The sequence below is a fragment of the Corallococcus exercitus genome (assembly GCF_042231735.1).
Classification (GTDB): Bacteria; Myxococcota; Myxococcia; order Myxococcales; family Myxococcaceae; genus Corallococcus; species Corallococcus exercitus_B.
Genome location: NZ_CP102577.1, coordinates 1,767,455 through 1,782,254 on the forward strand (window position 1 = coordinate 1,767,455; position 14,800 = coordinate 1,782,254).

At 72.4% G+C, this 14,800-nt stretch carries 12 protein-coding genes; 7 read left to right on the forward strand and 5 right to left on the reverse strand.

Annotated features, from left to right (window positions below; genetic code table 11):
• The first annotated feature begins 206 nt into the window (after positions 1–206).
• Entirely contained in the window at positions 207–2,183 is a 1,977-nt protein-coding gene (locus NR792_RS06685) for an ArsA family ATPase (RefSeq protein WP_375759226.1), read from the forward strand.
• A 19-nt stretch (positions 2,184–2,202) separates the two neighbouring features.
• Here the strand turns inward: NR792_RS06685 and NR792_RS06690 are convergent, their stop codons facing one another.
• On the reverse strand, positions 2,203–2,670 hold the full coding sequence (locus tag NR792_RS06690; RefSeq protein ID WP_375759227.1) for a hypothetical protein: 468 nt from the start codon (positions 2,668–2,670) through the stop codon (positions 2,203–2,205).
• A gap of 114 nt (positions 2,671–2,784) precedes the next feature.
• Positions 2,785–3,477 carry a tetratricopeptide repeat protein gene (locus NR792_RS06695; RefSeq protein WP_375759228.1) on the reverse strand — a complete coding sequence of 231 codons (693 nt, stop codon included), beginning with the start codon at positions 3,475–3,477 and terminating at the stop codon, positions 2,785–2,787.
• A gap of 92 nt (positions 3,478–3,569) precedes the next feature.
• Here NR792_RS06695 and NR792_RS06700 point away from each other — a divergent pair, with 92 nt between their 5' ends.
• Genes NR792_RS06700 through cmk form a run of 3 tightly spaced genes read left to right on the forward strand, consistent with a single transcriptional unit; the run spans position 3,570 to position 6,335 of the window.
• On the forward strand, positions 3,570–4,538 hold the full coding sequence (locus NR792_RS06700) for an acetyl-CoA carboxylase carboxyltransferase subunit alpha (RefSeq protein ID WP_375759229.1): 969 nt from the start codon (positions 3,570–3,572) through the stop codon (positions 4,536–4,538).
• A gap of 13 nt (positions 4,539–4,551) precedes the next feature.
• Entirely contained in the window at positions 4,552–5,643 is a 1,092-nt protein-coding gene (hisC, locus tag NR792_RS06705; RefSeq protein ID WP_375759230.1) for a histidinol-phosphate transaminase, read from the forward strand.
• Positions 5,640–6,335 (forward strand): (d)CMP kinase, encoded by a 696-nt coding sequence (cmk, locus tag NR792_RS06710; RefSeq protein ID WP_375759231.1) that lies wholly within the window; start codon positions 5,640–5,642, stop codon positions 6,333–6,335. The genes hisC and cmk overlap by 4 nt, the downstream gene beginning before the upstream one ends.
• A gap of 15 nt (positions 6,336–6,350) precedes the next feature.
• On the opposite strand, the gene NR792_RS06715 is transcribed toward cmk, so the two are convergent.
• A complete protein-coding gene (locus NR792_RS06715) occupies positions 6,351–8,486 on the reverse strand; it encodes a transglycosylase SLT domain-containing protein (RefSeq protein ID WP_375759232.1) in 2,136 nt (711 codons plus the stop codon).
• A gap of 295 nt (positions 8,487–8,781) precedes the next feature.
• Between NR792_RS06715 and NR792_RS06720 the strand changes: the two genes are divergently transcribed.
• The gene (locus NR792_RS06720; RefSeq protein ID WP_014396719.1) at positions 8,782–9,015 is read left to right on the forward strand and encodes a hypothetical protein; all 234 of its coding nucleotides are present in this window, start codon (positions 8,782–8,784) and stop codon (positions 9,013–9,015) included.
• A 116-nt stretch (positions 9,016–9,131) separates the two neighbouring features.
• On the opposite strand, the gene NR792_RS06725 is transcribed toward NR792_RS06720, so the two are convergent.
• Both NR792_RS06725 and NR792_RS06730 read right to left on the reverse strand, forming a co-directional pair.
• Positions 9,132–10,748: a CAP domain-containing protein gene (locus NR792_RS06725; protein ID WP_375759233.1), complete on the reverse strand. Its 1,617-nt coding sequence runs from the start codon at positions 10,746–10,748 to the stop codon at positions 9,132–9,134.
• Positions 10,745–11,044, reverse strand: coding sequence for a DciA family protein (locus NR792_RS06730; RefSeq protein WP_375759234.1), 300 nt, complete (start codon positions 11,042–11,044; stop codon positions 10,745–10,747). Before NR792_RS06730 ends, NR792_RS06725 begins: the two co-directional genes overlap by 4 nt.
• Before the next feature lie 271 nt (positions 11,045–11,315).
• Between NR792_RS06730 and NR792_RS06735 the strand changes: the two genes are divergently transcribed.
• Both NR792_RS06735 and NR792_RS06740 read left to right on the forward strand, forming a co-directional pair.
• Positions 11,316–13,820 carry a carboxypeptidase regulatory-like domain-containing protein gene (locus tag NR792_RS06735; protein ID WP_375759235.1) on the forward strand — a complete coding sequence of 835 codons (2,505 nt, stop codon included), beginning with the start codon at positions 11,316–11,318 and terminating at the stop codon, positions 13,818–13,820.
• Between the two features lie 97 nt (positions 13,821–13,917).
• Positions 13,918–14,796: a diguanylate cyclase gene (locus NR792_RS06740; protein WP_375759236.1), complete on the forward strand. Its 879-nt coding sequence runs from the start codon at positions 13,918–13,920 to the stop codon at positions 14,794–14,796.
• Positions 14,797–14,800 lie beyond the last annotated feature (4 nt).

Sequence of the window (14,800 nt, forward strand, 5' to 3'; positions counted from 1 at the left end):
TTAAATGGGCAGGGGAGGTCTCGAAAACCCCTGTCAATTCTTGACTTTTCCCCCCTGGACGGGGGATCCTCCGGGCCTCTCCCACCCGTTGGTGAGGGCCCGGCCGGGACGTCGCATTTCGGGCCACGTCCGCCCCCCACGGGGCGGTCGTCCGACGTGAGTCATCTGGGGTGCCGCCGGGGGGGCACAAGGAAGGCCACAACGCAATGAGCGACGCGAGAGTTCTTCACTTCTTCGGTGGCAAGGGCGGGGTCGGCAAGACCACGCTCGCGGCAGCGTACGCGGTGAGGCTCTCCGAAGAAGCGCCCAAGCACAGGGTGCTGGTCGTCTCGTTGGATCCGGTCCAGTCCCTGTCGGACCTGGTGAAGAAGAAGCTTCCGGCGAAGCCCACCAAGCTCCAGGCGGGCAAGGGCGAGGGGGGCCTGTTCGGCGCGGAGCTGAACCCGCCCGCGCTGCTCAAGCCGTTCCTGGCGGAGTACCTCCCGGCGCTGGCGAAGGCGGCGGTGAAGGGCACGCACCTGTCCGACGAGGAGATGGGCAAGCTCTACCAGCAGGCGGTGCCGGGGCTGGAGGAGCTGGTGGCCCTGTTCCACGTCGTGGACCTGCTGGAGTCGGGCGAGTACGACCGCATCGTGGTGGACACGGCGCCCACCAGCCACACCCTGCGCCTGTTCGACCTGCCCGCGCAGCTGCGCAAGTTCCTGGGCTTCGTGAAGGCGGGCCAGGACCGCGCCGCCCCGGCCCCCAGCGGCAAGGGCAAGAAGGCCGCCGCGGCGGCGGAAGCGGCTCCCGCGGGCTTCCTGGAGCAGGTGGGCCAGAAGGCGGAGAAGCTGCTGGCGCTGCTGAAGGACCCCGCGCGCACGGCCTTCCACCTGGTGGCGCTGGCGGAGCCGGTGCCGGAAGCGCAGACGCGCATGTACTTCACCCAGCTGCGCGAGCGCGGGCTGCCGGTGACGGAGGTGGTGGTCAACCAGGTGGAGGACCACGAGGGCTGTCCGGCGTGCCAGGGCCGCCGCGGCCTGCAGGCGCCCCACGTGCGCAAGTACCAGGCGCTGGACAAGACCGTGCCCGTGAACCTGCTGGGCCGCCGCGAGGTGGCGCCCCGGGGGCTGGACGGGCTGAAGGAGTTCGCCAGGGAGTGGGCGGCGGGCAAGGAGACCAAGGCGCTGGAGTTCAGCGCGGCCGAGGGGCCTCCGGCGCTGGTGCGCGCCCCGTCCATGCCTCCCATCGCGGCGCCTCCGCTGCCGCCCACGCGGCTCATCTTCTTCGTGGGGCAGGGCGGGGTGGGCAAGTCCTCCTGCGCGGCCGCCGCGGCGGTGACGCTGACGGAGAAGGAGGGGCCGGTGCTCCTCATCTCCACGGACCCCGCGCACTCGCTGTCGGACGTGCTGCAGAGCCGCCTGACGGACACCGAGACCCAGGTGAAGGGCACCAAGGGCCTGTACGCACGCGAGCTGGACATGGCGGGCTGGTTCAACGCCCTGCGCAAGCGGCTGAAGGAGAAGGCGGAGAAGGCCTTCGAGGGCGCGCCCAAGGCGGGCAACGACGTGCCGGCGGACCTGCTCTACCTGCGCAACCTGCTGGAGTGCGCGCCCCCGGGCATCGACGAGCTGGCGGCCATGTCCGTCCTCACGGACGCGCTGGTGCAGGAGCGCTTCAAGCGCATCGTGGTGGACTCGTCGCCGCAGGTGACGAACGTGCGCGTGGTGGAGCTGGCGGACACCGCGAAGACGTGGCTGGGCGCGCTGCACGGCATCCTCAACAAGCACCGCGCCAAGGGCCTGGGCGAGCTGGCGGATGACCTGGCCGCGATGCTCAAGCACGTGAAGCGCTTCGAGGACGCGCTGGCGTCCCCCAGCGAGTCGCGCTTCGTCGTCGTCACGCGCGGCGAGGACCTGGCCGCGTCCCGCACGGAGCGGCTGGTGGAGTACCTCAAGGAGCGCAAGCTCCAGGTGGAGCGGGTGCTCGTCAACCGCGTGGGCCCCAAGTCCACCTGCGAGAAGTGCGAGAACCGCCGCAAGCTGGAGCTCAACGCGGCCAAGGCCATGGAGAAGAAGATTGGCCTGCCCGTGACGATGGCGCCCGCGCTGGGCCGTCACCCCGCGGGGCTGCGCGAGCTCAAGGCGTTCCGCACCGCGTGGTACGCGCTGTCCGCGCCGCCGGCGAAGATCAAGGCGGCCTGACGTTGGAGACGCCGGGCGCCTAGTGGGGGCCCGGCAAGAGCAGGGACAGGGGCAGCCGGTGGGGATACGCCCGGCGCGCCTGGCCCAGCAGGTCCACGGCGCTCGCCTTGAGCGAGCGCACCGTCGGGGCCGCCGGCACCTCCAGATGCTGCTGGAGGACCCAGCCCGGCCCGACGAGCATCAGCGCCACCGCCGGCACGATGCACAGGGTCACCACCGCGCTGGCGCCGCCCACCGTGCCCAGCAGGCGCAGCCCCGGGGATGCCTGGATGCGCGGCCGCTGCAGGGCCGCGAGGATGCGCGCGAAGAGGGCGCCGCCGACGAGTCCCAGCACCGTGGCCAGGCCCCAGCTCAGCCCGCCCACGGGAGTGCCGAGCACCGGCTCCAGGAGCTGGGGGGCCGCGGCGCCCAGCACGAAGGCGAGGACGAAGGGCGCCGCCGCGACGATGGCGACGAGCCCCCAGTGTCTTGCGTTGAGTCGGTGCACCGCTTCCCCCCTCTGCTTCACGAGGAAGGTGGGCACCGGCGGGCAGGCGCGCCAGGGCGGCGCTCCCCGGAGGCGTGTAGGCGTGAACGGGTCGTCACTTCACGCCCCGTCACGTCAGGCGTCGCACTCGGACGGGCTGTCGGTGAAGCCGCCCAGGGGCTCCGGGAAGGTGAGGGCGCCCGCCTCGGTGAGGGTGCCGGTGACGGGCGCGGTCCCGGGGAGCTTCACCTCCACCGTGCGGCCCTTCACCGTGTACGTGCCCCGGGTGCGCGACTCCTTCGGCGTGCCGGAGTCATCCACGTCCTTCTTCCAGAGCTCCACGCGGCCCCCGTCCTGGAACCTCAGGGCCCGGGTGGTGCCGTAGACGCCCACGCCGGGGCCGTACCAGGACACCGCCCTCAGGAGGGCCGGCACGTCGGCCTCCCTCTGGGGAGTGCGGCCCAGCAGCTTCTGCCAGCCGAGTGTGTCCCGGATGACGTCCAGGTCCCGGTCCTCCTTCGCCCGCTGGAGGCGGCGCGGGTCCAGGCGCACGGCGGTGGCCAGCTTCTCCACGATGACGTCGCGGTGGGCGCTGTACTCGCACACCTTGCCCTGCTTGCGCAGGACGCCCAGGGTGGCGGCGGCGTTGTAGTGGGCCAGGGCGTAGTCCGGGGTGGACTGGGCGGCCGCCTGGAACTTCTCCAGGGCCTCGGGGTAGCGGCCGGACTGGTAGAGGCGGAACCCCTGGGTGTTGAGGGCCCGGCCGGAAGGGGGCGTGGCCGGGGCGGCGGACAGGGTCAGGGCCAGCAGGGAGAGGGCGAGGACCATGTGGCTCCAGACGGGTGGCTTCCCGGGACATTCCAGGGGTGCGTAACCGCTTGCGCGTTGAAAGGCCTGAACCCTGGTGCTAGTTCGGCGCCATGGCAACCGGCATTGGCTACGCGCTCGACTTCGAGCGCCCGCTCATCGAGCTGGAAAAGAAGATCGAGGAGCTGAAGGCCCTCTCCACCACCGGCACGGCGGATTTCTCCTCGGAGATCTCCAAGCTGGAGAAGAAGGCGAAGAAGCTCCAGGCGGAGATCTTCAGCGACCTGTCCCGCTGGCAGATGGTGCAGCTGTCGCGTCACAGCTCGCGTCCGTTCTTCCTGGACTACGTCCAGCACCTGTTCACGGACTTCTTCGAGCTGTGCGGCGACCGGCACTTCGGCGAGGACCCGTCCATCGTCGGCGGGTTCGCGCGCTTCGACGGCAAGCCGGTGATGCTCATCGGCCACCAGAAGGGCCGCAACACGCGCGAGAACATGGCCCGCAACTTCGGCATGCCCCGCCCGGAGGGCTACCGCAAGGCGCGCCGGCTGATGGAGCTGGCGGAGCGGCTGGAGAAGCCCATCCTCACCTTCGTGGACACGCCGGGCGCGTACCCGGGCATCGGCGCGGAGGAGCGCGGCCAGGCGGAGGCCATCGCCGTGAACCTGGAGGTCATGAGCCGCCTGCGCGTGCCCATCATCTCCACGGTGATTGGCGAGGGCGGCTCCGGCGGCGCGCTGGCCATTGGCGTGGGCAACCGCGTGCTGATGCTCCAGAACAGCGTCTACTCCGTCATCACCCCGGAGGGCTGCGCGTCCATCCTCTTCCGCGACGCAGGCAAGGCGGACAAGGCCGCGGACGCGATGCGTCCCACCGCGCCCGACCTGCTGGAGATGAAGATCATCGACGAGGTGGTCCCGGAGCCTCCCGGCGGCGCGCACCGCGACCCGGCCAAGGCCGCCGAGGCGCTGGGCAAGACGCTGCGCAAGCACCTGGGCCAGCTGGCGGAGCTGTCCCCGGACGCCCTGGTTCGCGACCGCTACAACAAGTTCCGCGCCTTCGGCGTGTTCACCGGCAAGTAGAGGCCCGTCTCCCATGCGACCGCTCGTTCCTCCCTACGTCGAGACGCTCAAGGCCTACGTTCCGGGCAAGCCCATCGAGGAGACCGAGCGGGAGTACGGCCTCACCGGCGTCATCAAGCTGGCCTCCAACGAGAACCCGCTGGGCCCGTCGCCCCGCGCGGTGGAGGCCATGCGCAACGCCGCCTCCCAGGTGAACCTGTACCCGGACGCCACCAGCTTCCACCTGGTGCGCCGGCTCGCCGCGCACCTGGGCGTGAAGCCGGAGGAAGTGGTGCTGGGCAGCGGGTCCAACGAGCTGATTGAGCTGCTCATCCGCACGTTCACGACGCCGGAGGAGGAGATCCTCCTGTGCGGGGGCTCGTTCCCGGCGTACCGCATCTCCGCGCAGGCGCACGGCCGTGCGTTCGTGGAGGTGCCCATGCGCGAGGGCTTCCGCTACGACCTGGAGGCCATGGCCCGCGCCGTCACGCCGCGCACGCGCATGGTGTTCCTGGCCAACCCGGACAACCCCACGGGCACCACGTTCGGGCGCAAGGACCTGGAGACGTTCCTCCAGGCGGTGCCCAGGGACGTGCTCGTCGTCCACGACGAGGCCTACGCGGAGTTCGTGGACTGGCCCGACTACGCGAGCGCCGTGGAGCTGTTCCACACGTACCCGAACCTCGTGGGGCTGCGCACGTTCAGCAAGATCCACGGGCTGGCCGGCATCCGGCTGGGCTCGGCGGTGATGGACGCGAAGCTCGCGGGCTACGTGCACCGCACGCGCATGCCGTTCAACCTGACGACGGTGGCGCAGGCGGCGGGCATGGCGGCCCTGGAGGACGCGGAGCACGTGGAGCGCACGCGTGAGAACAACCGCGCGGGGCTGCGCTACTTCGGGGAGGAGCTGCCGAAGCTGGGGCTCACGCTGACGGAGAGCCACGCGAACTTCGTGTTCGTGGACTGCCACCGTCCGGGAGCCGCGGTGTACGAGCAGCTCCTGCGCCGGGGCGTCATCGTGCGGCCCATGGCGGGCAACGGCCACCCCCACTGCCTGCGCATCTCCGTGGGCACGCCCCAGGAGAACGCGCGCTGCGTCGCCGCGCTGAAGGAGATCCTGTCATGAGCGCGCGTCCGTTCATCGTCGCCATCGACGGGCCGGCGGGGGCGGGCAAGTCCTCCGTGTCGAAGCTGCTCGCGCGGCGGCTGGGCTTCGCGCTGGTGGACACGGGCGCCATCTACCGCTGCGTGGCGCTGATGGCCTCGCGCGAGGGCATCGCGTTCGACGACGACGCGAAGCTGGGCGAGCTGCTCGGGCGCGTGCGCATCCACTTCCAGGTGGTGGGCGAGGAGAACCACGTCTTCCTGGGCGGCGAGGACGTGTCGTCGGAGATCCGCACCCCGCCCATCTCCATGGGGGCGTCGCAGGTGTCCGGGCGGCCGGTGGTGCGCGCGGGGCTCCTGGCGCTCCAGCGGCGGCTGGCGCTGGAGGCGGCGTCGGGTGCCATCCTGGAGGGCCGGGACATCGGCACGGTGGTGTTCCCGGACGCGGACGTGAAGTTCTTCCTCCAGGCGAACCCGGAGGTGCGGGCGCGCCGCCGCTTCGAGGAGCTGTTCCAGAAGGGCGTGGACAGCAGCCTGGAGGGCGTCCTTCAGGACCAGACGCGCCGCGACGCCGCGGACTCCGGCCGCGAGGTGGCGCCCCTGAAGCCCGCCGACGACGCGGTGCACGTGGACTCCAGCAGCATGCCGCTGTCGGAGGTCGTCCAGTCGCTGGAGCACGAAATCGAGCGCCGCCGGGCTTCCCGCGGCACCTGAGCCGTCCCTTCCTCGTCAGAAGCTGACGCCGTCCGCGGAAGGGGCGGGCACCGTCATGGCCAGCCGGGCCTGGGTGCCGTCCTTCTCGTAGAAGCGGTGGTAGAGGTACAGGTCCGCCACCACCTGCTTCACGTAGCCGCGCGTCTCCCGGTAGGGGATGGACTCCACGAACAGGTCCAGCGGCAGGGTGCCGCGCTCCTGCGTCCAGCGCACCGCCGCCTTGGGGCCCGCGTTGTAGGCCGCAGCCGCGAGCGCCGGGTGAGCGAAGCGCTTCATCAGCTGCGCCAGGTACCACGCGCCGTAGCGGATGTTGCGCTCCGGGGCGAAGAGGTCCGCCGGGGCGGGCGCGGGCTCCGCCATCTTCTGGGCGATCTCCGTCGCCGTGGGCGGGATGATCTGCATGAGCCCGCGCGCGTCCGCCGCGCTCATCACCTCCGGGCGGAACGCGCTCTCCCGCCGCATGATGGCCCACACGAGGAACGGATCCAGCGCCTGCCGCGTGGCCTCCGTCTCCACCGCCTGCGCGAACGCTCGCGGATAGAACGCGGCCAGCGCGTCCGGCGCCTTGGCCCCGAAGGCCCGGCCCCACAGGTAGCGCGCGGCCACCCCGTGCGCGTGGCCGAACTCGCCCAGCTGCAGGAGCGCGTGCGCGAACGGCAACGCCTGGTCCGCGGTGCGCAGCCCCGACACACGCGACTGCACCTCGTCCGCCGCGTCCCGGAACAGGCCCGCGCGCGTGAGCGCCACCGCCAGCTCCAGCTCCGGCGGGCGGGGGAGGGTGAGCTGCTTCGGGGGCTGCGGGAAGGCCGCGGGCGGCGTGCGCCCCAGCTCGCGCAGCCGCTCCGTGGCGAGCAGCGCGTAGAACGACGCGGGCGCCGCGCTGATGACCGCCTCGTAGCCCGGCCCCACCGTGGCGGGCTTGCCGCCGCCCAGCTCCTCCGTGCGCGCCATCCAGTAGCGGGCCTGCGGCGCCATGCTCGTCTTCGGATAGGCCGTCACCAGGTCGTCCAGCGCCTGGCGCGCCTTCGCGTACTGCTCCAGCCGGATGTGCGAGAGGGCGCGGAACCACATCGCCTCGTCGCGGCGGCGCGAGCCCTTGTAGCGCTTCTCGTAGTCCGCGAAGGACTTCGCCGCGTCCTCGAAGCGGCTGCCCTGCAAATCCAACCACGCGGCGAAGAACGCGCCTTCCTCGCCGGCGGCCTGGGACGGATAGGCCTTGTCCAGCGCCGCCATCAGCTTGCGCGCCTTCTCGTTGTCGTCCGAGCGCAGCGCCCGGCGCGCCACCACCAGCGCGGCCTCCGCGGCGATGGCCGGCGGCCCTTTGCGCGCCACCGCGAGCGCCTTCTCCGCCTCCTCCTTCTTGCCGCGCGCGAAGAGCACCTGGGCGCGCAGCAGCGCCACCTGCGCCTGCGCGGGCGCGCCCTTCACCAGCCCCCGCTTCTCCGCCGTCGCCAGCTCCTCCTCGGCCCGCGCCGCCGCGCCGTCGGAGAGGAACTCCCGGACGCGCTGGAGGTGCTCGGGCAGGGTGAGCTTCACCGTGGGCTTCAGCGCGGCCAGCTGCTCCAGCGCCTGGTCCGCGTAGGGGTGGGTGGGGAAGCGCAGCGCCACGGTCTTCAGGTCCGCCCTCAGCCCCGCGGCGTTGCCCGTGGCCGCGCGGGCCTGGGCGCGCTGGAAGAGCAGCTCCGGGGTGGGCTGCGCCGCCGCCGCCGACTCCAGCACCGGCGCCGCGTCCCTGGGCCGATGTGCGTCCAGGAGCGACTCCCCCAGGCGGGCCCGCGCGCGCACGGCCAGGGCCGGGGAGGCCTTCTCCAGGGCCCGCTCGAAGTCCTTCGCCGCGCCGTTGGGGTCGCCCGCGTAGAAGCGCGCCTGGCCCAGGTAGAAGGCGTGGAAGGCCTCCAGGGGCGCGGTGGGCGCATGGCGGGTGAGCAGGTCCCGGGCCCCGGCGGCGTCCCCGTCGGAGAGCACGAGCGTCCCGGCGAGCAGGCCCAGGCGGCCCGCGTCCGGGCATTTCGCTTTTTCGCAGGCAACGAGCTCCGCCCGGGCGAGCGCCGCCGCGTCGGACCGGTGCAGGCGGACGGCCTCCAGCGTCGCCGGGGACTGCCCCAGCGCCACCCCCGTCACCCAACCCGCCACCCAGCCGGTCCAACTCATGGGATTCTTCCTTTCACTTCGCGGCCTTGCGGCTTCGGAACGAGAGGTTTGCAGTCGACATTCCCCACCAGGTGGGCGGGGGTCGGTTTGACAGTCGGCCCGACAAGTCCTAGATCCCGCGCCCACGGGCTGGTCCCGCGGGGTTGTCGGCCCGTTGCGCTATCTGAAGGGAATCCTTACGTTGCGCCGCCGTTGAGCGCTACTCCGGACCGCCGTCGTTTCAGGAACACCTGTCGTCGGTAGCACTGCTCGTTCACAGACCTCGGGGGGGGAAACAGCTCATAGGGGAGGCTCCATGAAGCCGTGTCCGTCCGATCTGCCGCAGACCATCAATCCCGAAGCCGGCCCGAAGCGGGCAGGCGTCGAGACGCATCGCAACCTGAACTGCAACCACTACGACAACTGCCTCGATGAGGCCGTCCGTCGCGGGTGGCAGTCGTTCACGTGCATGAAGTGCCCGATGTACGCCAACCTGGCTCCTCCGCAGATGGGGCTGGAGGCGTACGCCACGCAGCGCCGTCCTGTCTAACAAGGACGTCTGACATGGGCCCATGACACCGGGCCCGCGCGAGCTTGTACCCGGCCACGCCGCGAAGTGCGGACGTGGCCGGAGTCCGCGTGGAAGCTCCTCCCGAGGCCACCGCTTCAGGGGACCGCGGCGTAGATGACGGCCACCCAGTACTGACCCTGGCCGAAGCGCCTGGAGTTGCCCCGCACCAGTCCCACGCCCACGCGGGTGTTGGTGGCGGTGGCCAGGCTGCGTGACTCCGGCACGGCGCCCGGGTCTCCCACGACGAAGAAGTCCACCGACGCGGTGCCCGCATCCGGCAGGGCGGTGAACACGCGCTCGTGCAGCGGGGACGGGTCGCCGTCTCCAGCGGTGGGCTCGTCCTGCGCCAGCGCGCGGCGGGCGTGTTCGCGCGCCAGCCGCTCCAGCGCCTCGCTGCGCACCAGCGGCGGCAGCTTGAGCGTGGCGCGGTGCCGGGACAGGGCCTCGTAGACGTCCGACACCGGGTCCGACAGGAGCGCCGCGGCGGGCGAGGCCGCGGTGAACACCTCCGTGACGATGGCCTGGTCGCGGCCGTCCACCTTGTGGAACGCCACGCCCACGCCCATGAAGCGGAACGCGGGGTCCATCAGGTTCTTGCGGTGGCCGGGGCTGTGCTCGATGCCGAAGTGCGCCGCGAGCGGACCGGCCGCCAGCCCCAGGTTCTCCCCGGCGCGCACGTAGCGCGCGCCCTCCGGGAGCCGGCGCGTGAGCGTGGAGCCATCCGGCGCGATGTGGGCGAAGAAGCCCTCCGTGGCCATGCGCGTGCTGTAGCGCAGCGACACGTCCTCCAGCATCGGGTCCGGCGTGAGCTCCGGCAGCTGGTGCGCGCGGCGCAGGGTGTTGATGCGCTCGTAGAGGGCGGTGCGGGCCTCGTCCAGCGTGGTGGGCTCGCGCTGCGCCTCCTGCCCACCGCGTGTGGTCCGGGCGCCCACCTGCACCAGGAACAGAGACGTCACCTCCGGCCCCGCGTCCCCATGGCCCACCACCTCCACGGTGTAGGTGCCGGGCGTCTGGAAGTTCACCAGGGCGCAGAAGCCGTTGGTGCCGGAGGGCGCGCGGCTCAGGGCCACGCCCTCCACCTCGCCATCCGGCCGGGTGACGAAGACCTGCGGGCTTCGCAGCGGCGGCACGAGCCGGCCGCACACGCGCTTCTCCGTCCCGGCCCTGGCGAGCTTCCGGGGGAAGGGGAGCACCTCCGCCTTGCGGTCCGAGGTGAGCAGCACCAGCGAGGCGCGCTCGCCCAGGAAGGCCACGCCCACGCCGTAGTGGCTCACGCGCTCGTCGTTGAAGTCCGTGCGGGCGAGGAACGTCTCGATGGCGTGCGCGCGCACCCAGGCGCGGATGACCAGCGCCTTGGGGGACGGATCCGCGGCGCCCGCGTCGCTGACCGCCGCCGTCAGCGTGAGCAGGTCCGGGGCGCCCGTCGTGAACTCGGTCAGGGCCTCGCGCGCGAGCCTCCGGGCCGCGGTCTCCAGCGCCTTGTCACTGGTGGGGGCACGCCGGCCCACGCGCTCGAACTCGCGCTGGACGTGCAGCCGGGCCCGGGCCTCATGGGCCTGGGGCGTCTCCTCCACGACGGGGGGCGGGAGGTCCTGGCCCGCTGGTTCCGGGGCGGCGCTGGAGGCCACCGTCGGGGCGGGCGGCGCGGCGGACGCGGGGCCTGGAGCGACGGACATGCCCGCGAGCAGCAGGCCCAGGAGCACGCCCCTCATCGCGACTCCAGCTGGAAGGTGAGTGACTTCACGGTGCCGGTGCCCAGCTTCTCGTTGAGGCGCTCGCAGAGGGAGTCGGCCTGCCGGGTGAGGACCTGGGCCCACTCGGCGCTCTCCACGGAGATGACCAGCGTGGTGCCGTCCAGCTGGTGCGGGCGGCTGTGCCGCGCGATGTTCTCTCCCACCGCGGCGACCCAGAGCGGCGTCAGCGAGGAGGCGCGGCCTGACTCACCCGCCAGGCGCGCCAGCACGCGGGGCAGCAGGCTCTCCAAGGTCTTCGGTTCGCTGCGCGCCATCGTCTGGCGATTCTGGAACCCCTGGCGCCGGATGCCAACCAACACTTGCCTGCCCGCCCGGCCCATTCCGTCCAGCGCCCCGGTTTCCGGCGTTCAATGAAAGCGGGTCCGGTGTCATCCCCGGTCGCGTCACGGCCTTTCCCCCTGTAAGGTCGGGGCAAGGCCGGTCCCCCTCGGAGTTCCCATGCGTCACATCCCCCTTCCGGTCCGGTCCCCCGGCCTCGTGCTCGCATGTCTGCTGGCGTGCGCCATGGGCTGCGGGATGTCCGACATGGACGCGCCATTCATCCATGGCGGGCGGGCGGACGATGCCTGCACGGTGGATCAGGACTGCGCGGATCCAGCGCTGTTCTTCTGCAACACCGCCCTGTCGCGCTGTGAGCCCGCGTGCCGCACGGACCTCGACTGTTCCGTGATGCGCCGCGGGGAGCTGAACGCCATCGCCGCGTGCGAGTCGCAGGCGCTGGGCTGCCGCTGTGACGCCAGCCGCTGCGTCCCCGCCCTGTGCACCGGAGATGACGGCTGCGACGACCAGGAGGTGTGCCGCGACGGCGCCTGCCGTCCGCCCCCGTCGCCGTCCACCGCCGTGGCCTGCCGCGTGGTCCCCGAGCGCGTCATCGCCCCCGTGGGCACCCCCCTGCGCTTCGAGGCCTGGGTGTCCGATGCGCGCGGAGAGCCGGTCGTCCTGCGCGAGGGCCTCACCTGGTCCGCCGTGTCGGCGCGCGTGAAGGGCGGCGGTACCGGTTCCGGGGCCACGTTCACGCTGGACTCCGCGGGCACGGAGGTGGAGGCGGTGGAGGCCCGGGTGGGCACCATCGCGTGCCGCGCGAGCGTCACCGTGCTGCCGCCGCACACGGCCGAAGGGCAGGTGCGGGTGGTGGTGACGGACGCGCTCACCGGGCACCCCGTCGAGGCGGCCTCGGTGGTGGTGGCGGACGCGCTGGGCGGCGTGACGGCGCGCGAGTCGACGGACGCGCAGGGCGTGGCGGTGCTCGAGGGCCGGAGCGATTCGACGCTGTCCGTCCTCCACCCGGACTTCGGCTACCTCACCGTGGCGAACTACAACCTGGGCGGCTCGCGCGACCTGCGGCTGCCGCTGCGCCGCAACCCGGTGGACCGCGTGGGCGGGGTGCGTGCCCGGTTCACCAACCTGGCGCCCGTGGTGCCGAGCGGGGCGCTGTCCCTGGGGATGGCGGGGCTGTCCGTGCCGGGGCTCCTGTCGGAGGCGGCCCCCGCGCAGGTGCAGGGACCCGAGCGGGCCGTGGACCTCACGCTGGGCGGTGCGATGCGCCAGTTCCAGGTGCCCGCCAACGTCTGGGTGAACGGGATGGGCGTCGTCGCGCCCGAGGTCGTGGACGTGCCGGGCATCGCCGGGGTGTGCGACGCGGCGCTCCCGGACGTGGCGAATCCGGACGCGGCCACGCGCGTGGGGGGCTGCGGCACGCGCACGCTCTGGGCCCTCACCGCGCAGGTGCTGTCCGGCGAGCTGCCGGCGGGGATGATGGATCCGGGCACGGATCCGCTGCTGCTCCTGGCGCGCGCGCTGCCGCCGTCGGGGCGGTTCTCGTCCTCCGTCTCGCGCGACGTGCAGTTCGCCCTGCGTTCACCCAACCCCGGGGAGCCGGCGCTCCAGGCGCCGCTCGTGCCAACGGACTTCCGGCAGGTGCCGCTGGCCTTCCCGTTCGTGACCCGCGTCCCGCCGCTTCCTCGCTTCCGCGACGGCTACCTGGAGCGCGTCCTGGTGGTGGGCTCGGTGACGGCTCCCGGCCGCGGCACCGTGCCGCTGGGCCTGGGCGCCGCCGTCAACCTCAACCCGGTGGATCCCAACACGGATCCGCAGCCGGGGCTCTCCACGCCGGGCTTCGTGCGCGTGCGCATGGCGCCGGCCCATCACGGCCTGGAGGGGCAGGCGTACCGGCTGCTCGCGCTCGCGTCGTCGGGGACGCTGGGCGGCGAGGCGCCCATGGGCCAGGCCACCAGCGCGGTGCTGGCGCCCCTGGATGCGCCCCACTTCGATCCGGAGGGCACGGAGCCGGTGACCCTCGCGGACGCGTTCCTCGGCATCCCGGAGGGGGCCCGCTACAACCCCGACACGTCGCTGTGGCACGGCCTGCTGCCGCGCGAGTGGCGCATGGACGTCACGGTGCCGGGCGCGACGCTCGTGCGCGCGACGTTCACCAACGCGGCCGGACGGCGCTGGACGGTGTGGGTGGATGGCCGCCGCGCCTTCTCCGGCGTGCGCCTGCCCGTGCCGCCCTCGGGGCTGGAGGACCGCACCTTCCAGGGCGACACCGAGGGCTCGCGCGCGTCGCTGTCGGTGGAGGCGCTGGCCGTGGCCACGCCCGAGGGCAGGTCGCTGAACCTCTCCGCGCTGGCGGAGTCCGGAGGCCTGGCGCCCGAGCCGCTCGCCGCGGCCGTGCGCGCCGTGTCCACGCTGAACTACGGCCGGCCCCAGGTGACGTGGCTGGAGCCCGCGGAGGGCGCGGCGCTCTCGCGGGGCGCCACCGTGCGCGTGCGGGTGGACGGCTTCCAGGTGGGGAAGGAGTCCGCCAGCGGCGACGAGGGCGCGGTGCTGCTCACCGTGCGTGACGGCGGCCCGGGCTGCGATGGCGCGCTGGTGCGCGGTGACGTGAGCACGCGGTCGGGCGAGGTGGCGCTCACCCTGCCCGCCGCCTGCTCCGGGCCGGAGGTGACGCTGGTGGCGTCGCTGGTGGACCTGCTCGGCCTGCCGCTGCGGCCCGCCGTCAGCGCCGTGCGCACGGTGCGGGTGCCCTGACGTGCCGGGGTGTCAGGGGTTCCAAGACCTGGAGGGGCACTCGTTCCGGCCGTGAATTCGCTTTCGCGAATTGCGCGGTGATACGTTTGCCTCCGTCATGGGCCAGAAGGAGACGGTCGTCACCGTCATCTCGAAGATCTCCGAGCGCCCCGTCAACCTGGACGCGGCGCTGGTGGTCATCTACGGCCTGGATCTGGGCCGCAAATACGACCTGGCGCGTGAGGAGACGCTGATCGGCCGGTCGTCCAAGGCGGACATCCAGATTGATCAGGAAGCGGTGAGCCGCAACCACGCGCGCATCACCAACACCACCAAGGGCGTGCGCATCGAGGACCTGGGGTCCACCAACGGCACGTTCGTCAACGACGACGTCGCGTCGACGGCGCGGTCGCTGCACAACGGCGACCTGGTGAAGATTGGCCGCACCATCTTCAAGTTCATCGCGGGCGGCAACATCGAGGCGGCGTACCACGACGAGATCTACCGGCTGACCACGATGGACGGCCTGACGCAGATCTACAACCGCCGCTACTTCGACGAGCAGCTGGACCGCGAAATCTCCCGCAGCCGCCGCTACGAGCGCGTGCTGTCGCTGGTGATGTTCGACCTGGATCACTTCAAGGAAGTGAACGACACGTACGGGCACCTCGCCGGGGACTCGGTGCTCAAGCAGCTGGCGTCCACGGTGCGCACGCGCATCCGGCGCGAGGACGTCTTCGCCCGCTACGGCGGCGAGGAGTTCGCGCTGCTCCTGCCGGAGATCCACCTGGCCGGCGCCCGTCAGCTCGCGGAGAAGGTGCGCAAGCTGGTGGAGCGCCAGCGCTTCGAGTTCGACAAGCAGGTCATCCCCGTCACGCTGTCGGTGGGCGTGGCCACGCTGGAGCCGCAGCACCGCGAGCCCGCGGAGCTGGTGCGCGCCGCGGACGAGCACCTCTTCGAGGCGAAGAACCAGGGGCGCAACCGCGTCTGCGGCTGACGCC